Consider the following 21,450-nt stretch of genomic DNA (forward strand, 5'->3'; position numbering starts at 1 on the left):
TTATGCGGTATTAGCAGTCGTTTCCAACTGTTGTCCCCCTCCATTCGGCAGATCCCCATACTTTACTCACCCGTCCGCCACTCGTCATCAAGTGCAAGCACTCATGTTACCGTTCGACTTGCATGTGTTAAGCCTGCCGCCAGCGTTCAATCTGAGCCATGATCAAACTCTTCAATTTAAAGTTTGATGCTCAATAACTGTCTCTGACATAATTCAAATGAATCTTCAGTGTCACTTATCAAGACTTAATTTTTTGAGTCCGTAGACTTTTAATCTTTCGTCTCGCAAGTGCCCACACAGATTGTCTGTTTCTTCTTTTTAAAGAGCTGACAGCTTTAAATTTAACTAAACATTTTGTTGTTTCAGTTTGCTGTCTCAAGGGCTGCGTATACTACGCTACACCTTTTTATTCGTCAAGATCTTTTTTCAATATTTTTGATCTTGCTCTCTAACACCTTCTTCGTTTGTTTTTCACTAACGCCGTGTCAGTGGATGCGCATTATAGGCACTTCATTTTTTTTATCAAGCAAAAAAACACGATCTTTTAATTGTTCGAATAAGCTTTAAACACTCAAAACATTAATGCATTGATATCTTTGAAGATTATATTGAGCTAATTTGCTAGTTAATTTTTCGACATACTGGTTAAGTGCTGTGCTAACAATAATATTCTCTTTATTTAGTGATAAATTACTATCAATCAATTTACCTTCTTTATGAAGTAATTCATAAACACGCACAGCAATTGCATTACCAGAATCAATAAAAGTAGCGTGAGGAAATATTACCTGCAACTCTTCTTTGATAAAAGGATAATGTGTGCACCCCAATACAATAGTATCAGGACAAACCGATAAACTTAGCCAAGGTTGTAATAACTGTTTAAGTTGCAGCATATTAACTACCACTCCTTGCAGTTTATTCTCTGCAATCTGTGCTAGTTCAGATAGTCCAAGTAATTCGACTTTACAATCAGGTGCAAACTGTTTAATCAAATTGTTTGTATAGGCTCTTTGAACAGTTGCTTTAGTTGCTAACAGCCCTATACATTTATTTTTAGTCATTTTACTAGCTGGTTTAATAGCTGGCACAACACCAACAATCGGAAAAGAAAATTTAGCACGTAAACTAGGTAAACAGATAGTACTTGCGGTATTACAAGCAATAACCGCTAAATCAATAGAATATAATTTGCTAATGTTATCAATAACATTAATTACTCTATCAATGAGAAACTGTTCTGATTTATCTCCGTAAGGAAACATTTCATTATCAAATGCATAGATATAGTGTAGATTAGGCATCTTTTTGCAGATTTCATTATAGACAGATAACCCACCGATACCCGAATCAAATATTAATATTGTTGGAGATTGTCTCGCTATGCTCATATTAAATAAAGATTAGGAAATTAAATCGACATTATCCTAAATTGAATAAAAATTTATGCAAGTAATTTTATTTAAGGTAATACTGGCTTTTTTACTCATAAATTATTAAAATAGACGTCTAGATGGTAAAACTGCTAAATCAGAATACATCTCATCGCATATCAAGTATTGCATTTAATAAGTTAAAAGAAGGTATATCATGTCAGAATTTTTATTTACTTCAGAATCTGTTTCAGAAGGTCATCCAGATAAAATCGCCGATCAAATATCTGATGCAGTGCTTGATGCTATTTTAAAACAAGATCCCAAAGCAAGAGTAGCTTGTGAAACTTACGTAAAGACAGGTATGGCACTCGTTGGTGGAGAAATTACAACATCTGCTTGGGTAGATATTGAAGAGTTGACCCGTAAAACTATTCATGACATAGGATATACCAGTTCAGAAATGGGTTTTGATGCCAATTCATGTGCGGTACTTAATGCTATTGGTAAACAATCGCCAGACATAAATCAAGGTGTCGATCGAAAAGATCCTCTTGAACAAGGTGCAGGCGATCAAGGCATTATGTTCGGCTATGCTACCAATGAAATGCCAAATCTAATGCCAGCAGCAATTAGTTATGCACATGATTTAATGCGTCGTCAGGCAGAAGTCAGAAAAAATGGCACGCTGCCTTGGTTGCGTCCTGATGCTAAAAGCCAAGTCACATTAATTTATCAAGATGGGCAGATAAAAGGAGTTGATACAGTAGTTTTATCAACCCAGCATTCCGAAGGTATTGAACAAAAAACAATACAAGAAGCAGTAATGGAAGAAATCATTAAACCAACATTACCTGCCAAATGGTTAACATCAAGAACCAAATATTTTATTAATCCAACAGGCCGATTTGTTATCGGTGGTCCAATGGGTGATTGTGGATTAACTGGTCGTAAGATTATTGTCGATACATATGGTGGAGCTGCACGTCATGGTGGAGGCGCATTTTCAGGAAAAGATCCATCTAAAGTTGACCGTTCAGCTGCATATGCCGCTCGGTACGTTGCTAAAAATATTGTAGCAGCAGGGCTTGCCGATAAGTGTGAATTACAAATATCTTACGCAATAGGCGTTGCAAATCCAACATCGATTTATGTCAATACTTTTGGCACAGAAAAGATTGATCATGATAAAATAGTGAATTTAATCAAAGAATTTTTTGATTTAAGACCTTATGGATTGATTCAAATGCTTGATTTGATTCAGCCAATTTATCAACAAACTGCTAGTTATGGCCATTTTGGTCGTGATATTTTCCCGTGGGAAAAAACAGATAAAGCTACATTACTTCGCGATGCCGCAGGATTATAGACGAATACCCATTTCATTACATAATAAAGTCATGGCTTGTTTAAGAGAAAACCTAAGACAAGCCAGCCTTATTTTACACACCGCATTTCCTGAACCTAAAGTAATTTATAAAGTTAAAGGAAGTATTGCCGGTAGCGCACTGTTGACACGCTGGGAAATACAGCTTAATTCAATAATGTTAACTGACAATGGTGATACATTTATTGATGAAGTCGTCCCTCATGAACTTGCTCATCTACTAGTGTTTAAAACGTTTGGTAAAGTTAAACCTCATGGCACAGAGTGGCAATATATGATGTCTGAAGTATTGGGTAAATTACCCAAAGTAACCCATAATTTTACAATAAAGCGCAATAGCTATATGTACCGTTGTAATTGCCAAATCCACCATTTAACTAAAATCAGACATAATAAAATCCAAAACAATAAAACTAGTTATTTATGCCAAAAATGCGGTAGTATACTTAAACAAGTTATTCCAATTTAGACCATTACATGTGTAAACTCGATTTTCATTTTTATAAAAGTTCATTTTTTATTCTTCTCTTAGGTGTTTTTCTTTATATTTTCGGTAATTTTTATATTCCTCTATATAATGGGTTAACAGTTACACTTATTGAACACCTACAATCTCTCTTTTTATTATTTATGTGTGGTTATACGTTTTATTATGCAAAACGCGTACAACATCATGCTACCTTATATAAATTCTGGATTTGGACAATCTTTTGGTGGATTATGCTTTTTGGACGAGGAATAAGTTGGGGGCGTGATTTTTATCCTGACGTTCCACGTTTTTATTATAAAATCATTGCAGCTATTGTAATGGGTATACCATTACTGACGACTTTCTTACCAACAATCCGCAAAGAAATAGCACGGCGTTATAAATTTGAAAGTATTCCTTTTTGGCATATCTTTTTCGCATTTCTTTTTTTGGGAATTGCAGATATCGCAGAGCACCATCGTATGGGACACGAATTTTTAGTATTAACTCGAGAACGTAAAGATTTGATTGAAGAATTAATGGAGATTCCTTGCCTGCTCTGTATAGCATTAACAACTTTCTATATGCAAACAAATGAACAAAAAAGGTTGAGTAAATCATGTTAAGTTATCGTCATAGCTATCATGCTGGTAATCATGCAGATGTGTTAAAACATGTTGTTTTAACCTTGTGCCTTGAATCGTTAAAAGAAAAAGAAAAATCGATTTTATATTTAGATACGCATTCTGGAGCGGGTCGTTATTTATTACAAAGCGAGCATGCTGAAAAAACGGGTGAATATTTATCAGGAATAAATTTAGTTTGGCAACAAACAGTTATACCAGAGGCTCTTACTCCGTATATTTCAGTGTTAAAACGGTATAATCCTTTTGATACTTTGAAATATTATCCAGGTTCTCCTTTAATTGCTAAACAACTATTAAGAGAACAAGATAAATTGAATTTAACTGAATTACACCCAAGTGACTATCCTTTATTGAAGCAAGAATTTACAAAGGATAAGCGCGCTAAGGTATTACGTGAAGATGGTTTTTTGCAATTAAAATCTAAATTACCACCACAATCACGTCGCGGCATTATTCTAATCGATCCATCTTACGAAATAAAAGAAGACTATCAAAAAATTCCAACAGCAATTTGTGAGGCTTATAAACGTTTTGCAACTGGAGTTTATTTGATTTGGTATCCGGTTGTGTCAAGAACACAAACCCAAAAAATGATAGATGGAATTGTAAATTTAGGAATTAAACGAATATCGCAATTTGAACTAGCATTAAGGCCGGATAACAATCACAAAGGAATGACTGCATCAGGCATGATTGTCATCAATCCACCTTGGAAATTGCATGAGCAAATGCAAACAATCTTACCGTGGCTATCCAATATTCTTGATACAGATAAAACGGGCAATATACTGATTAAAAAATTAGTGACAGAATAAATTGCCGGGTTAATAAACAAAATGCGAGGTTTTCTCGCATTTTAAATAATTATAAAGAAAATGTTAAAACTGAAATTATGGAAAAAAATGGCATGCAAATAAATATATCCATAAAATAATAGTTAATAATAGAGATAAAAATACCGCTGCTGAACCGTAATCTTTAGCTCGACCTGATAACTCATGCCTTTCCTTGCCTATACGATCAACAACACACTCAATTGCACTATTAATCAGTTCAACAATCATGACTACACCAATCGAGCCAAGTAATAAAATACGTTCATAAATTGAAAAATCGATTAGCATTACAATAATATAAGCGACTATTAATAAAATTAATTCTTGCCGAAATGCAGCTTCATACCTAATAGCCGATTTGAAGCCTTTTAAAGAATATTTAGTTGCATTAAAAATACGTTGTATACCTGTCGATTTTTCCATCATAGCATTCCAAATTTAAAATTATCTAACATATCCGTAATTCATTAGCCTTTGAAATCTTCTCTCCAATAAAACAGATACATCCATATTTTCCAGCTCGTCAAGATCACTTAGTAGCTGCTTTTTCAATGAAGTAGCTACTGTACTATAATCACGATGCGCACCACCAAGAGGTTCAGGCACAATAGAATCAATAAGATTTAATTTAAGTAATTTATCAGCTGTCATATTCATGGCTTCAGCAGCAACTGATGCTTTATCTGCGCTTTTCCATAATATAGAAGCACAGCCTTCAGGAGAAATCACAGAATAGGTACTGTACTGTAGCATATTCACTTTATCTGCTACACCAATAGCAAGTGCGCCACCAGATCCACCTTCACCAATTACAGTACAAATTGTTGGCACTTTTAAACGTGACATTTCACGTAGGTTACGCGCTATCGCTTCAGCTTGACCTCGTTCTTCCGCACCAATGCCAGGATAAGCACCAGGCGTATCGATAAAAGTAATAATAGGTAATTTAAAGCGTTCAGCTAATTGCATTAATCTTAGCGCTTTACGATATCCTTCCGGAGCAGGCATACCAAAATTACGATAAATTTTTTGCTTGGTCTCACGACCTTTTTGATGACCAATAACCATAACAGCACGATCATCAATACGTGCAATTCCACCTACAATAGCTTTATCATCAGCATAAGCACGATCACCGGCTAATTCATCAAAATCAGTGAAAATCTCTTTAATATAATCTAAGGTATAAGGTCGGTTTGGATGCCGAGCTAATTGTGCAACATCCCAAGGGGACAAGTTTGCAAATATTTTTTTAGTTAATTCACGACTTTTTTGATTTAACTGTTTAATTTCTTTATCTAAATTGATATCTAATTCAACTTGTTGTGAATCAATATTCTTTAAGGAATTAATTTTTGCTTCTAATTCCGCTATCGGCTTTTCAAATTCCAAAAAATTGCTCATAACGATTATGATTGCCTCTTGTGTTATTTGTATTTCCTAAAAAATACACTACTAAATACAGTATACTGACTATTTCTTAAGATAAAATTAAGCCAATTCTACTATGTAATACGCATTAAAGTCACCAATATTTATTTCAGTAAGCTTTAAGATATATTAAAATCATTTTACCTAATTCTATTGATATAAATTTTATTCTGAGTTGTTGATGAAAAATACATCGCTGATATATGGGCTATTCGAACTCAAATTCAATACGCTCATTTCCAAGTAATGTTTTCAACTCTACGATTAAAGCATCTTCAGGAACTATACGCCAAGTTGTTCCAAATTGGATTCGAACGACCGAATCATCTCGATGATAATAAAGATTAACCGGTACACTACCATGTCGATGAGGCTCTAAAATCTGTTGTAAACGCTGTAATATTGAACGATTAGCTTCGGCTTCAGTTAATGTAATAGCCAAGCCCTTAACATATTTAGCTCGAGCATCTTTCAAATCAACAATATCGCGAACAGACATCTTTAGTCCACCATTAAAATCATCGGGGCTAACTTGACCTGACACTATCAAAATTTTATCTTTAACTAAAAGGTGTCCAAACTTTTCTAAAGAATCGGCAAATAACATGCCATCAATCCGACCAGAACGATCATCTAAAGTAAACAGACCAATTTTATTGCCTTTTTTGGTAATTCTAACTCTCGCATCAGCAACTATTCCTGCGAAGGTTGCTGTCTTTCCCCAACCAGTTGGTGCAGCTTCACTAATGCGTACGCCACCAGCATAACGATTGAGTTCTTTCAAATATTGCGTAACCGGATGGCCGGTTAGATAAAGTCCTAAAGCATCTCTTTCACCATCAAGTAATACTTGAGCTGGTAGCTCTGGTACCGCTGCATAGGCGTGTTCAACTTGTTCAGGCTCTTGAGCTAAGACACCAAACATATCTTCTTGGCCAATATTTTGCGCTTTGGTATATTGCTCAGCTGCCTGCATGGCATCACTAATGCTATGTAAAATTGCTGCCCGATGCGGTCCTAATTTATCAAAAGCACCGGCCATAGTTAGCTTTTCTAGTACACGTCGATTGATTTTTTTCATATCTGTACGTGCACACAGTTCAAAAATATTTTTAAAATAGCCACCACTGTTTCGTGCTTCAACAATTGCTTCAATTGGCCCTTCACCAACGCCTTTTATTGCACCAATACCATAAACAATTTCGCCTTTGTCATTGACATGAAAATGGTACAAACCGCTATTAATATCTGGAGGATTAACTTTTAGTCCCATTCGTAGGCATTCATCAACCAAGCCCACAATTTTATCGGTATTATCCATATCTGCTGTCATAACAGCTGCCATGAATTCAGCTGGATAATGGGTTTTCAGCCATAATGTTTGGTAAGACACCAGTGCATAGGCGGCAGAGTGTGATTTATTAAAACCATAACCAGCAAACTTTTCAACCAAATCAAAAATATGCATTGAAAGTTCACCATCCACGCCTTGTTTCTCCGCTCCTTCTTTAAAAACAGAACGTTGTTTAGCCATCTCTTCTGGTTTCTTTTTACCCATAGCTCGGCGCAGTAGATCGGCACCGCCTAAGGTATAACCGGACAAAGTTTGTGCTATTTGCATGACCTGTTCTTGATATAAAATAATGCCATAAGTTGGCTCTAAAATAGGTTTTAATGACTCATGTTGATATTTTATATCGGGATAAGAAACATCTTCTCGCCCATGTTTACGATCGATAAAATTATCTACCATTCCTGACTGTAAAGGTCCCGGGCGAAATAATGCTACTAAGGCAATCATATCCTCAAAACAGTCTGGTTTTAAGCGCCGAATTAAATCCTTCATGCCACGCGATTCTAGCTGAAATACTGCTGTTGTTTCGGCTTTTAGCAATAAATCAAAAGAGTCTTTATCATCAAGAGGAATGCGCGTAATATCAACAAGTTCTTTCCCTTCTCGAATTTGACGTTCATTAATCATTTTGATAGCCCAATCAATAATGGTTAATGTGCGCAATCCAAGGAAATCAAACTTAACTAAGCCGGCATATTCAACATCATTTTTATCAAATTGAGTAACAGGATGATGCCCTTCGGGGTCACAATAAATAGGTGAAAAATCGGTAATTTTTGTTGGTGAAATCACAACACCACCGGCATGTTTACCAGCATTGCGAGTCACACCTTCTAATTGACGAGCAATATCAATTAGCGACTTAACCTCTTCGTTATTATCATATAATTCTTGTAGTTGTGGTTCGAGTTCAAACGCTTTAGCCAGTGTCATACCTGGATCTAAAGGAATCAATTTAGAAATACGATCGACAAACCCATAAGGATGGCCAAGCACTCGCCCCACATCTCGAATAACTGCTTTAGCCGCCATAGTACCAAATGTAATAATTTGAGATACCGCATCACGACCATACATATCGGCAACATGATCAATAACCAAATCACGTTTTTCCATGCAAAAATCGACATCAAAGTCAGGCATTGATACACGTTCAGGATTTAAAAAACGTTCAAAAAGTAAGTCAAAGGCTAGCGGATCTAGATCTGTTATTTTTAATGCATAAGCCACTAATGAACCTGCGCCCGAACCTCGACCAGGGCCTACTGGGATATCATTATCTTTTGACCATTGAATAAACTCCATCACGATCAAAAAATAACCGGGAAACCCCATTTGATTAATAACATTAAGTTCGGTTTCTAAGCGCTCATCATATTCTGCTCGTTTTTGTGCTCTAATATCTGGATCAGGAAAAAGAAACTCTAGCCGTTCTTCTAGGCCTTCACGAGATTTATAGACTAAAAAATCTTCAGTAGACATATCCCCTGTTGGAAATTTAGGTAAAAAATATTCACCCAAACGTATAGTCACATTGCAGCGCTTAGCTATTTCTACACTATTTTCTAAAGCTTCAGGAATATCTGAAAACAACTCACACATTTCCTGTTCACTACGCAGGTACTGTTCTGGTGAATAGTTTTTAGGACGATTAGGATCTTCAAGAGTATTGCCATCATGTATCGCTACGCGAATTTCATGGGCCTCAAAATCAGAAGGTTGTAAAAAACGAACATCATTGGTCGCAACAACCGGCAACATATATTGTTCAGCAAGTTTTACCGCGCTATGAATAAACAACTCTTCGTTGTTACGTTTAGTACGAACTAACTCAAAATAAAAGTGATCATGAAAATTTTCTTGATAAAAATTAATAGCATTATCGATTATAGACGGATTATTACGAATAATACCTATACCAATATCACTTTCCCGCCCCGCTAAAATTATAAGTCCAGTACGATATTGAGCTAACCACTGTTGATCAACAACTGGCATATCACCAATATATCCTCTTTCATAAGCTTTAGAGATAAGTAATGTCAGATTTTTGTAACCTTCATTATTAGCAGCAAGTAGAGTTAATCGATAAATATCATCCGGTAATTGTGAGCTTCTAATTGCTAAATCAGCACCAATAATCGGCTTAATTCCTTTAGCCATCGCAGATCCATAAAACTTAACCAAACCACAAAGGTTGGTAAAGTCGGTAATAGCAAAAGCAGGCATATGCAATTGATTAACTTCATTAACCAATGCCCCCACTTTAGCGATACCATCAACCATTGAAAAGTCACTATGTAGATGAAGATGAATAAACTTAGGCTCTGTCATATTTATCAGAAATAATTATGCTAAAAAATTGTGAGCGATTATATCACAAGCAATAGTAATATTCTTACTTCTGTTTATAAACATGTTTTGTTTGAATTGAAAAAAATAGAAAGAATCTTTTTGATAACTTTGAACGATGAAAAGAATTAAAACTATACCACCGATAATCTATTTTATCGGTGGATAATCATTAACTAAATTTTCTTAAATAACACTGAACCATTAGTTCCGCCAAAACCAAATGAATTACAAAGTGCATATTCTAAGTTTTTGACCTGACGAGCGGTATGCGGTACATAATCAAGATCACAACCTTCATCAGGATTATCTAAATTAATTGTTGGTGGTACAGCCTGATCGCGTAATGCCAATACCGTAAAAATAGACTCAACAGCACCGGCAGCTCCAAGTAAATGACCAATCATTGATTTAGTCGAACTTACCATTACTTTGTTGGCATTTTCTTTAAAAATACTTTTAACTGCTTGTGTTTCTGCTTTATCACCAGCTGGCGTTGATGTACCATGAGCATTAATATAACCCACTTGCTCAGGTGTTATTCCTGCGTCACGAATCGCACATTTCATGGCTAATGCTGCACCACTACCATCTTCTGGTGGTGAAGTCATATGATAAGCATCTGCGCTCATACCAAAGCCAACAACTTCTGCATAAATTTTTGCACCGCGTTTTTTAGCATGCTCATACTCTTCTAAAAACATAATGCCGGCACCATCACCCAGTACAAAACCATCACGATCTTTATCCCATGGTCTACTTGCCGCTTTAGGATTATCATTATTAGTTGATAATGCGCGCGCTGCACCAAAACCGCCAATACCAAGCGGCGTACTCGCTTTTTCACCACCGCCAGCAAGCATACCATCAGCATCACCATAGGCTATCATACGTGCTGCATGACCAATATTGTGTACACCTGAAGAACAAGCAGTTGCAATTGTAATACTTGGTCCTTTTAATCCATAAATAATCGATAAATGACCAGCTATCATATTAACTATGGTAGAAGGTACAAAAAACGGACTAATTTTACGCGGACCACCATTAATTAAAGCACTATGATTTTCTTCAATTAATCCAAGTCCACCAATACCTGAACCAATAGCACAACCAATACGTTCTGCATTTTCTTCCGAAATTTCAATACCCGCATCTTGCATTGCTTGTATACCAGCAGCAATGCCATATTGGATAAAATAGTCCATTTTACGAGCATCTTTACGTGAAATATTATAATCTTCGCCATTAAAATTTTTAACCATAGCGGCGAAGCGCGTTGCGAAAGGGGCAGTATCAAAGTGTTCTATTAGTTCAACACCACTTTGACCAGCTAAAAGTGCTTGCCAAGTGGATTCAACTGTATTACCTACCGGAGATATCATGCCCATTCCGGTAACAACAACTCTGCGTTTAGACACATTGTCCTCCAGAAAAGGATTGAAATGAAATTTGAATCATTGAAAATTTTATTTTGAGTTTTCAAAACATGAATATTAATTTTTATCTAAAAATTAAAGACACAAATACAAACTAGGCGATCATTTGACCGCCTATTATGAAAACTCTGCTAACCTTATTGATTTGCAGTAATATAATCAATTGCTGATTGTACAGTTGTAATTTTTTCAGCTTCTTCATCAGGAATTTCAGTATCGAATTCTTCTTCTAAAGCCATAACTAATTCAACTGTATCAAGAGAGTCAGCGCCAAGATCTTCAACAAAAGAAGATTCATTCTTAACTTCGTCCTCTTTCACACCAAGTTGCTCAACAATAATTTTCTTAACTCGCTCTTCAATAGTGCTCATACTCTTTTTTTTCCTATAAATATCGCCAAAAGTGGCGGTGAATGTAAGTTTATAAAATGTTGAAAAAGATGCAAATCATTTTTCAACCCAATTGCTTATTTTTCGCTCAAAAAGTCAAAATATTGGCTTATTCTACACTATTCTGATCAATTACACCATATACATGCCACCATTGACATGTAAAGTTTCACCAGTAATATAAGATGCTTCATCAGAAGCCAAGAATGCAACAGCATTGGCTATCTCTGACGGCTCTCCTAATCGTCCAGCTGGCACTTGTGCTAACGTCACGGCTTTTTGCTCATCGGTTAATGCTTCAGTCATATCTGTTGCAATAAATCCAGGCGCTACCACATTAACCGTAATACCTCGAGATGCAACTTCACGAGCTAATGATTTACTAAAACCAATTAATCCTGCTTTAGCTGCCGCATAGTTAGCTTGCCCTGCATTACCCATTGTGCCAACAACAGAACCGATTGTAATAATTCGTCCATAACGTTTTTTCATCATAGATCGCATTAAAGCTTTAGATAGACGGAACACTGAGGTTAAATTGGTATCTAAAATAGATTGCCACTCTTCTTCTTTCATTCGCATTAATAAATTATCACGAGTGATACCTGCATTATTCACTAAAATATCAATATCACCAAATTCAATTTTAATAGCATTAATGACCGATTCAATCGATGCTTCGTCAGTAACATTTAAAGCAAAACCTTTGCCATGTGTACCTAAATATTGACTGATTGCTTCAGCACCTTTTTCTGTTGTTGCAGTACCAATAACGGTTGCACCGCAAGCAACTAACTTTTCAGCAATCGCTTTACCTATCCCGCGACTTGCACCAGTAACTAAAGCAATTTTTCCTGATAGGTTCATAACTACCCCTTTTATCTTCTATTTAGTATTTTCTATTGCAACATCTAATGACGCTTTATCATTTACCGCACATGCTGATAACGAATCAACAATACGTTTAGTCAATCCAGTTAGTACTTTACCTGGTCCTATTTCAACTAACAGTGTTACACCTTGTTTAGCCATTTGCTCAACAGTTTCTGTCCAGCGAACTGGGCTATAAAGCTGCGCAATCAATGCGGCTTTAATTTTTTCTGCTGAGGATTCAATCTTAACATCAACGTTATTAATAACCGCAAATTTTGGCGTGTTGAAAGTAATTTCATTCAAGGCAATAGCTAATTTTTCGGCTGCGGGCTTCATCAATTCACAGTGGGAAGGAACACTAACAGCTAATGGTAAAGCACGTTTAGCACCTGCTTCTTTGCAAAGTACACCAGCACGCTCTACTGCTTCTTTATTACCTGCAATAACAACTTGCCCTGGTGAATTAAAATTGACAGGTGCAACGACTTGACCTTGGGCTGCTTCGTCACAAGCTTTACGGATCGAATCGTTATCTAAACCGATAATGGCATACATCGCACCAGTTCCAGTTGGTACAGCCTCTTGCATAAGTTTGCCACGCAATTCAACTAATTTAATTGCATCTTTAAAATCAATCACGCCAGCACATACCAATGCCGAATATTCACCTAAGCTATGTCCTGCCATAAATTCAGGTTGTGCACCATTAACACTTTGCCAAACTCTAAAAGTAGCAACTGAAGCAGCTAATAAAGCAGGTTGTGTTTGCCATGTTTTGTTAAGTTCCTCAACTGGACCTTGTTGTACCAGATCCCATAAATCGTAACCTAATACTTGTGACGCTTCGTCAAAAGTAGATTTCACAATTGGATAATTGTCAGCAAGATCTTTTAACATACCGACGGCTTGTGAACCTTGTCCTGGAAAAACCATTGCAAATTTGGTCATTTTTAAATCCTTGAATACTCAAAATAATTTTTGTTTAAAATCTAACGAGCGCAGAGCCCCAAACAAAACCGCCACCAAAAGCTTCTAATAAGATTAGTTGGCCTCGCTTAATACGCCCATCTCGCACACCTGTATCTAATGCACAAGGAACTGATGCGGCTGAAGTGTTGCCTTGTTTATCTAAAGTGACAATAACTTTACTTAAATCCATATCTAAACGTTTTGCGGTGGCTGAAATAATTCGTAAATTTGCTTGATGTGGTACTAACCAATCTAAATCGGATTTATTAAAGGAATTTTCTGTTAATAATTCATCGACTAAATTTGAAAGTTCTTTGACAGCAATTTTAAATACATCATTGCCTTGCATAGTCATATAAACGGGATCATTCATATCACGGCGATCAACATAAGGATATTTTAATAACTCGCCGTAACGACCATCAGCATGAAGATGTGAAGCAATAATGCCTGGTTCTTGAGAAGCACCAACCACAACCGCACCGGCACCATCGCCAAAAATGATAATTGTTCCACGATCTGTTGGATCGACACCACGAGTTAGCATGTCCGAACCAACCACTAATGCATATTTAATTGCACCACTTTTTATATATTTATCGGCAATATCAAGTGCATAGACGAACCCCGAACATGCAGCAGAAACATCAAAAGCAATGACATCTCCAATAGCTAATTTTGCTTGCAGTTCGGTGGCTGAGCTAGGAAAGGCATTTACTGAAGTTGCAGTAGCAACAATAATCATACCTATCTCATTTTTATCAATCTTTGCCATTTCAATAGCATTTAAAGACGCTTCATAAGCCATAGAAGTTACTGTTTCGTCTGGTGCTGCAATGCGTCGTTCTTTTATTCCTGTTCGTGTTGTGATCCATTCATCACTAGTATCGACCATTTTTTCAAGATCAGCATTGGTTCTTATCTGTTTCGGAAGATAACTCCCTGTTCCTAATATCTTTGTATACATCTAATTATTCGCTCTTAGGTAGTACGGAAGAAAGGCTGCTTGCAATCTTCTCAGGTATATTGGTTTGGATAGCCAAAATAGCTTGTTCTATTGCTGCAAAGAATGATTTTTGATTAGCACTACCATGACTTTTAATCACAATGCTTTGAAGACCAAGCAAACATGCGCCATTATATCGTCCGGGATCTAAATAACCAAAATTTTTAGAAACCTTTCTTTGTAACCACTTACTTAATAGTTTCATTAATAATGAATTATGACTAATAGATAACTTAAATGAAGACATGAAAATTTTAATTAAACCTTCTACTGTTTTTAATGTCACATTACCCACAAAGCCATCACAGACTAGTACATCGGTTTTACCAGTTAAAAGCTCGTTACCTTCTAAATAGCCGATATAATTAATATTATCATTCGATTTTAAAATCGCTGCTGCAGCGCGTATTTTATCCAAACCTTTTGTATCTTCTTCACCAATATTAAGTAAAGCAACTCTAGGATGATCAATTTTGAGCACTGTTTTGGCTAAGATCTGCCCCATTATGGCAAATTGCACTAACATATCACTATCACACTGAGCATTAGCGCCTAAATCTAATACTACTGTATTTTGATTATTTAATGCAGGAATGATGGCAACTAATGCAGGACGATCAATACCAACAAGTGCATGTAATAATAGCTTAGACAGTCCCATTAATGCACCAGTATTACCAGCGCTAACGCAAGCTTGAGCTTGGTTATTTTTAACCAATTCTAGTGCTATTCTCATTGATGAGCCATGGCTATGCCGAATGGCATAAGCTGGTTTCATATCATTAGCAATCACAGATGTTGATTCGATCAACGTAAGTCGATGGTCTTGTTGATATTGCTTAACAAACTTTGCATTTTCTTTAGATAAAAAAAGACTAATTTCTGTTGGATCACCCACCAGAAAAATAGAGAGATTTGGATAACAATTTAGTGCTTGTATTGCAGCAGGAACAATCACACGAGGACCAAAGTCCCCGCTCATAGCATCTAACGCAATGGTTAGATTATCCAAAATGTCACCTGAAGATTTCTAATGACTAAATAATTATTTAGAAATCACTTTACGACCACGATAATAACCATCAGCGGTTACGTGATGACGTAAATGTGTTTTGCCTGATTCATCAACTGAGATATTAGCAGCAGTTAATGCATCATGAGAACGACGCATACCACGTTTTGCACGAGTTTTACGATTCTGTTGAACAGCCATGGATTTACCCCTTATTCTTTAAACTAACTAAAATTGCAAATGGATTCGGCTTTTCATTCTCAACAGGAATTTCACCAAATACCATATCTGCCTCTGACACTTCGCAGTGTTTACTATCATGTACCGGCGCAATTGGTAACGAGAGAATAATTTCGTCCTCAAGTAACGCTAATATATCTACCTCGCCAAACTCGTTCATAAAAACGGGTTCATAATGTTCCGGTAACGTCTCTGCCTGAGCATCGCTCTTAACAGGACTAAATTTATTCATCACATGAACTTCAGTGATAAAAGGTTTAAAACAACGTTGACAAATAAGCTCCAACGTTACTTTTGCATCAATTGCGATAACACAAAGTTTCTGTTCATCGTAATAAAAAGACAAACTACACTCAATATCGCTTTTCAGACTTTCAACCCTTGTTGCACTTTGCGCTGGATAGTATCCAACATAATCAAGTCGTTTTTGTGCCGCTTTGACAGGGTCAATTGTTAATGGCAATTTATTTTGCATAAGATAAGCTTGCTACCTTGAAAATTATTTTGTGTAGTTAAAAACTACACAATGCCGTAAGGCGCGCATCTTACCTTTAAATGACCATTTCGTCAATGGGCGCAAGTAATATTATTTGTATTAGTTATTGATTATTCCTCTAATATTTTATCAAATATATTTATTCCAATTTCGTGAAAGGTTTAATATAAAAAATACAATTTTGACTATTAAAAATACCCATGACAGTTTAAGACAATCGCCCAAAGCTATCTTTGACGATAGCTTGGAAATCTTCAAAGGTTTTGCTATTTAATAAACGTTTGGTTGAACGCTCCTTCACTAAATTGACAAACAAATTATAAATTCGCATCGCATCCTCATATTCATCCTTACTAATTGCTAATAAAAAAATGACGTGTGCAACTTCATTTTTATCCCATAAGATTCCTTGTGGCGCTAATATGGTTGTCACAACCGTCTTTTTGGCTAACAAACCTACTGAGTGCGGAATAGCAATATTTTCACCTAATAATGTTGAAACAATCGCTTCGCGTTCAATGACAGAATGATAAAAAGATGCATCGACATATCCATGCTTTTCTAAACGATGACAAACCACTTTAAAAAGCTCTGATTGTGTTATTGGTTTATCCATGATAAGAAAAAAATTTTTATCGAAAAAACGCTCGATCAAATGGGGCATTGTTCTATCTATCATAGCCAATCGTCCTAATTGCTCGAGTTGATAGGTAGTTGGAAATGGCGCTATTTTAACAATCGGCTTATCTTTTTCAGTTAAGCGTACGGTTGAGACAATAAAATCTTCCTCAATATTTGTTAACTGCTCATATTCTCGATAGGAAAGTATACGACTAATTTGAATATGTGGAAAATCTCGCTTAATCTTCGATTCAATCATACGTAAAGTTGCATTACCAAGATCGCTCACTAGCAGTATTTGAGCATACCTTTCATGACCTGCACTATAATTACGTTCTAATGCGACACCAATGTGCACAGCCAAATAACTGATCTCATCTTCGGTCATTTTTGATTCGGTATATTTTTCAGTATTTGCTAGTGCTGATAAGGTAATATCATAAGCAAACGGATAATATTGTTTTATTTCTTGCAATAAAGGATTTGTTGTACGAATTTGATATTTCACGCGCGATAGCATCGATGAAACATGAATTGACATATCTTCGAATAATTTTTCATCCTCCAATAAATTATAGTGATAAGTATGATTAATATAAGATAAAATATATTTTACAAGAGCTAAACTTTTTGCTTGATTTGGCGAATCAATAATGGTGCGAGACATGATTTGAACACATAAATAATTCAACTCAGCTTGAGAAAGTACACTACCTAAAAAATAAGAAAACTCTTCAGAAATCTCTTGAGCTGCGCCAATAACAGTACTATTAATCTGATCTATTTGATAATCAATTAACTCATAACCTTGCGTAATTCGGCTAATTGAAACAGCACAACTATAAAGTAAATAGCTTTGTCCTTCAGCGTTTAATTTTAATTCAAAACGCTCAATTTGATCTTGCAATACCTTTGCTAAATAATCCAACTCAATATCATTTAATATATGTTTTTGAAGTCTACCAATTGTTAAAGTATCTTCCGCCATATATCGTTGCCATAAAATATCGGTTAAACATGCTCGAATGGAAGACTCTTCACCAATTAAACGCATACCATAATAGGGACGGTTTTCTAATTGCAAATTATACTTATCTAAATATTGTTTAACTTCAATCACATCATTTTGCAACGTACTACGACTTAAAAACCATTTATCAGCAATATCATCTAATTTGACAGAATTAGATTGTGTGAGAAAAGCGATTATTAATGCAACTATCCTTTCTTTGCTTGTTCTTGGAATATTTTCTATTGAATGCGAATTAGTTAAAGCTGCATAACGTTTAGCATCAGATATTAGCAGTTGATAACCAATATTTTTAGTATAATCAATTTGCGCGCCATAATGACGTAAAATATCATTAAGTGCTGAAATGTCAGTACGAATAGTACGAGTAGATACCGAAAAACGGTTAGCGAGTTCCTGTTGAGGCAGCGTTTCGTTTTTTATGGTATCAAATAAATACGCTAATCGCTGATAAGAAAACAGCACTTTAGATGACATTATTTATCCTACCAATTTTTGTGTAATTGCCAAAAGTTTTTCAACATCAGCAGTGCGCGTTTCTCCTGTCGCTTGATTAATAATAGAACTATAAATATGTGGGATAATCCTTTTCACACCAGCATCTAAAGCTATCTTCAAAATGACTTCATAGTTATCTAAATCGATTCCCCCTGTGGGCTCGAGATAAAAATCTTGTTCAGCACAACACTTTGCCACATATTCAAATTCGGCTCGATGTTTTAATCCACCCATTGGAAAAAATTTGATTGAACTTCCGCCCATATCTTTGAGTAACGCAATTGCTGTTTCAATCGGTACCTCACCCTTGGTAGTTTTACTACTTAACGGGCCAGTAGCAATATTGACCAATCCAATTCTACCCGTTGGTGATACTAAGCCATTAATCACAGTCTCTTTTTGACCTAACAATGCACGGCTAGTCCCTACACCAGTAAATACTTGATTGACATGTTGCGGTTGAAGAACTGCTGATATTTCAGATACCATAGTTGACTGATTTGGATCGCCAGCGCCTAAACCAACTGAAATTGCATTATCAATTGCTTGCGCATATTTTTTCATATCGGTTATTGCTGATTGATTATCACAATAGTTTTTCGATAAAATACCGACTACAACATGAGTTTGTGCTGCTTCATAAACGGCTTTAGCATTATCAATTGAATTAGCCAGAACATTTAAACAGACACGATCATTATAATAATTAGGTGTCAGTTGCATCATTTTACTCCTAGTATAATACGTTTAATTTTATTATAAATAATGTCAAGTTGAGCAGAAGTTACACTACGTACATCAACATCAACTTTACCTTCGTTAGCTTTATATTCGCGAAAATAAACAGCAATTTCACCTTGCTTCATTAATTCAACTATTTCGATAGCGCTTTTACCTATTACAGTGGCATCAAATGCGATTTCTGTTCGAGCAATATCTCGCCCTGCACTATCCCAAACAACTTTGGCTAATACGCCAGGTAAAGCATTAAGATTATCAATAAATGGGGCCATTTTACTCACCATTTGCTGACCAGTTTCTTGCTTAGGATCGTTAACATAAAGTTCAATGGCTTTAGTTAAACCTAAAATACCCTCTTTCCCCACTTTCATTGGGCGTCCAATGCCTTGAGATTGCAGTTTTAACCATTCAATCGCTTGATGACGGCCTATCACTAAACCACTAGTCGGTCCTTCAATTGCTTTTGCACCACTATAAATAACTAAATCAGCACCTTGTTGATAATAGGCTTGCAAATCCTCTTCTGCGGCAGCATCAACAATCAGAGGTATATTATGTTTTTTGGCAATTAAAGCAGTTTGCGCAACCGTTAACATACTTTTTTGTACACAATGATGAGATTTAACATATAAAATGGCTGCTGTATCGGCATTAATTAATGATTCGATATGTTCTGGCTTACATTCATTAGCGTAACCTGCCTCTACTACAATGCCGCCACCTAAAGACACCATTGTACCAATTGGTGCACCAAAATTGACGTTATGCCCTTTAGGAACAATAATTTCACGGGGTACATATTTATCAGACGAATGGAGATTAAATAATAGATCGTGATCATCCTTAATAATAAACCCTGCAACAGCTTGTGCTATACCTGCTGAAGCACATGAAACCACAACCGCACTTTCGACATTGAGTAATTTGGCAATATATTGCCCTGTTTTATCAACTAAATCTTTGATTTCAAAATATTCGCTTAATCCCTGCGATACCGTATCCACTACTTCAGGTCTTGGTGTTGAAACACCTAATATAGTCATACGCCCTGATGCGTTAATGACCTTTTTTAAATGATATTGACTATAAACGTCTTTTTCAGTTTGAGATTCTGAGCGCATTTTTACTACCTTCTTCTGTTATTTCTATGTATAACGAATGTTTTGTCGTATCAGCAACAATCGATGCTAGAGGCACGAATTGTTCATGACTTTGTCTGACTTCACCGTCTGAATCAGCTAACTCAATAGCTTGTTGTTTAATATCAAAAACAGTCAAATCAGCATCATAACCAACAGTTAACTTGCCTTTATTTTTAAGACGCAAAACTTGTGCCGCATTTTGAGTAACACTATCAAGAATTCTTTTTCGGCTATAACCAAGACAAATAAACTTGGTCATTACATTTGCTAAACTAAATACGGGGCCTTGTAAGCGATTTTTGGAATAAATGTCGGAACTAATTGTATTAGGATAAATATCCAAGCACTTGGCACGCTCGGCGACAGCAAAGCTAAAGCTTTCTCCACCATGACCAATATCTAAAATGACGCCACGTTCAATAGCTCGTTTGATTGAATCTCGCAAATTGTTCTGTTTATCAAATATTTGATTTGGCTTACCATTAAAACAGTGAGTAATAATATCGCCTTTAGTTAATAAATCGGCAATTTCATCCAGCTCTGGCGGATTATTCCCGACATGAATCATCAGTGGTAAACCGGTTTTTTTCTGCATCTCTTTCGCTTTGATTAATGGTAAAATACCATTTTCACCCACCACACTCCGGCTCATCCTAACTTTTATTCCAATAATAAAATGTGGGTATTTAGCTAAAGTTTTGTCAAATAACGCGACATCAATATCTTGCATATCGGCAAGTTCATTTTGTCTAATTAAACCAATCTTTGAGATATTCAAAAATGAATAAACATGAGTCTGCGCTTGCTGAGCTAGTTGATAGAACGCATCAACATCAAGTGCGCCAACACTACCTGCATCCACAACAGAAGTTACGCCAGCTTTAACCCCAATTAAATCAGGCTCATCATGATAGATGGGTGAACGCGCAAAGCAATGAGTATGAGAGTCGATCCATCCAGCACTGACATAATATTTCTGTTTTAGGTCTAAAATGCGAATAGTTGGATCTGAAATGACACTGTCTATTTTGACAATTTTTCCTTGATAAATAGCAATGTCGGTTATCGAGTCATCAATTAATATGGCGTTTTTTATAATTAAATCATACATAAGTTGTTCCAAATCCGCTGTAATTTAACTAACT

Annotated in this window: 20 protein-coding genes and 1 rRNA gene; 4 read left to right on the forward strand and 17 right to left on the reverse strand. The window is 36.0% G+C overall.

The features are described 5' to 3' along the window. Both A9G03_RS10575 and murI read right to left on the reverse strand, forming a co-directional pair. Window positions 1–178, reverse strand: a 16S ribosomal RNA gene (locus A9G03_RS10575); the annotation flags it as partial. A 385-nt stretch (window positions 179–563) separates the two neighbouring features. After that, window positions 564–1,391, reverse strand: coding sequence for a glutamate racemase (gene murI / locus A9G03_RS10580; RefSeq protein WP_081297507.1), 828 nt, complete (start codon window positions 1,389–1,391; stop codon window positions 564–566). Window positions 1,392–1,590: 199 nt separating this feature from the next. Here murI and metK point away from each other — a divergent pair, with 199 nt between their 5' ends. From metK to A9G03_RS10600, 4 genes are all read left to right on the forward strand, one after another. After that, window positions 1,591–2,742 (forward strand): methionine adenosyltransferase, encoded by a 1,152-nt coding sequence (gene metK / locus A9G03_RS10585; protein WP_065634150.1) that lies wholly within the window; start codon window positions 1,591–1,593, stop codon window positions 2,740–2,742. Beyond that, window positions 2,726–3,229 (forward strand): SprT family zinc-dependent metalloprotease, encoded by a 504-nt coding sequence (locus A9G03_RS10590; RefSeq protein WP_065634149.1) that lies wholly within the window; start codon window positions 2,726–2,728, stop codon window positions 3,227–3,229. Before metK ends, A9G03_RS10590 begins: the two co-directional genes overlap by 17 nt. A 161-nt stretch (window positions 3,230–3,390) precedes the next feature. Further along, window positions 3,391–3,855, forward strand: coding sequence for a hypothetical protein (locus A9G03_RS12470; protein WP_179854760.1), 465 nt, complete (start codon window positions 3,391–3,393; stop codon window positions 3,853–3,855). Next, window positions 3,849–4,691, forward strand: coding sequence for a 23S rRNA (adenine(2030)-N(6))-methyltransferase RlmJ (locus tag A9G03_RS10600; RefSeq protein WP_065634147.1), 843 nt, complete (start codon window positions 3,849–3,851; stop codon window positions 4,689–4,691). The genes A9G03_RS12470 and A9G03_RS10600 overlap by 7 nt, the downstream gene beginning before the upstream one ends. A gap of 75 nt (window positions 4,692–4,766) precedes the next feature. Here A9G03_RS10600 and A9G03_RS10605 read toward each other — a convergent pair whose 3' ends face one another. From A9G03_RS10605 to A9G03_RS10675, 15 genes are all read right to left on the reverse strand, one after another. Then, window positions 4,767–5,135 (reverse strand): diacylglycerol kinase, encoded by a 369-nt coding sequence (locus tag A9G03_RS10605; RefSeq protein WP_143425855.1) that lies wholly within the window; start codon window positions 5,133–5,135, stop codon window positions 4,767–4,769. 21 nt (window positions 5,136–5,156) lie between these two features. After that, complete coding sequence (accA, locus tag A9G03_RS10610) at window positions 5,157–6,116, reverse strand: acetyl-CoA carboxylase carboxyl transferase subunit alpha (RefSeq protein WP_065634145.1); 960 nt, start codon at window positions 6,114–6,116, stop codon at window positions 5,157–5,159. A 235-nt stretch (window positions 6,117–6,351) separates the two neighbouring features. After that, window positions 6,352–9,831, reverse strand: a complete 3,480-nt coding sequence (gene dnaE / locus A9G03_RS10615) for a DNA polymerase III subunit alpha (protein ID WP_065799196.1) — start codon at window positions 9,829–9,831, stop codon at window positions 6,352–6,354. Window positions 9,832–10,025: 194 nt separating this feature from the next. After that, window positions 10,026–11,270 (reverse strand): beta-ketoacyl-ACP synthase II, encoded by a 1,245-nt coding sequence (gene fabF / locus A9G03_RS10620; protein WP_065799197.1) that lies wholly within the window; start codon window positions 11,268–11,270, stop codon window positions 10,026–10,028. A 155-nt stretch (window positions 11,271–11,425) separates the two neighbouring features. Continuing rightward, complete coding sequence (gene acpP / locus A9G03_RS10625) at window positions 11,426–11,659, reverse strand: acyl carrier protein (RefSeq protein ID WP_025316503.1); 234 nt, start codon at window positions 11,657–11,659, stop codon at window positions 11,426–11,428. Between the two features lie 150 nt (window positions 11,660–11,809). After that, window positions 11,810–12,544, reverse strand: a complete 735-nt coding sequence (fabG, locus tag A9G03_RS10630) for a 3-oxoacyl-ACP reductase FabG (RefSeq protein WP_065799198.1) — start codon at window positions 12,542–12,544, stop codon at window positions 11,810–11,812. Window positions 12,545–12,562: 18 nt separating this feature from the next. Further along, a complete protein-coding gene (fabD, locus tag A9G03_RS10635; RefSeq protein ID WP_065799199.1) occupies window positions 12,563–13,498 on the reverse strand; it encodes an ACP S-malonyltransferase in 936 nt (311 codons plus the stop codon). 34 nt (window positions 13,499–13,532) lie between these two features. Then, entirely contained in the window at window positions 13,533–14,486 is a 954-nt protein-coding gene (locus tag A9G03_RS10640) for a beta-ketoacyl-ACP synthase III (protein WP_065634140.1), read from the reverse strand. Window positions 14,487–14,490: 4 nt separating this feature from the next. Next, window positions 14,491–15,537: a phosphate acyltransferase PlsX gene (plsX, locus tag A9G03_RS10645; protein ID WP_082209454.1), complete on the reverse strand. Its 1,047-nt coding sequence runs from the start codon at window positions 15,535–15,537 to the stop codon at window positions 14,491–14,493. A gap of 33 nt (window positions 15,538–15,570) precedes the next feature. Then, window positions 15,571–15,738, reverse strand: coding sequence for a 50S ribosomal protein L32 (gene rpmF, locus A9G03_RS10650; protein WP_065557369.1), 168 nt, complete (start codon window positions 15,736–15,738; stop codon window positions 15,571–15,573). Between the two features lie 4 nt (window positions 15,739–15,742). Then, a complete protein-coding gene (gene yceD, locus A9G03_RS10655) occupies window positions 15,743–16,252 on the reverse strand; it encodes a 23S rRNA accumulation protein YceD (RefSeq protein WP_065799200.1) in 510 nt (169 codons plus the stop codon). A 229-nt stretch (window positions 16,253–16,481) separates the two neighbouring features. Beyond that, window positions 16,482–18,401, reverse strand: a complete 1,920-nt coding sequence (locus A9G03_RS10660) for a BglG family transcription antiterminator (RefSeq protein WP_065799201.1) — start codon at window positions 18,399–18,401, stop codon at window positions 16,482–16,484. Window positions 18,402–18,404: 3 nt separating this feature from the next. Beyond that, on the reverse strand, window positions 18,405–19,145 hold the full coding sequence (dagF, locus tag A9G03_RS10665; RefSeq protein WP_065634137.1) for a 2-dehydro-3-deoxy-phosphogluconate aldolase: 741 nt from the start codon (window positions 19,143–19,145) through the stop codon (window positions 18,405–18,407). Then, window positions 19,145–20,284 (reverse strand): DgaE family pyridoxal phosphate-dependent ammonia lyase, encoded by a 1,140-nt coding sequence (locus tag A9G03_RS10670; RefSeq protein ID WP_065634136.1) that lies wholly within the window; start codon window positions 20,282–20,284, stop codon window positions 19,145–19,147. Before A9G03_RS10670 ends, dagF begins: the two co-directional genes overlap by 1 nt. Then, the gene (locus tag A9G03_RS10675; RefSeq protein ID WP_065799202.1) at window positions 20,262–21,416 is read right to left on the reverse strand and encodes an amidohydrolase/deacetylase family metallohydrolase; all 1,155 of its coding nucleotides are present in this window, start codon (window positions 21,414–21,416) and stop codon (window positions 20,262–20,264) included. Before A9G03_RS10675 ends, A9G03_RS10670 begins: the two co-directional genes overlap by 23 nt. Between the last annotated feature and the right edge of the window lie 34 nt (window positions 21,417–21,450).

Origin of the sequence: Gilliamella sp. wkB171 (genome assembly GCF_001693755.1) — a bacterium.
Lineage (GTDB): Bacteria > Pseudomonadota > Gammaproteobacteria > Enterobacterales > Orbaceae > Gilliamella > Gilliamella apicola_F.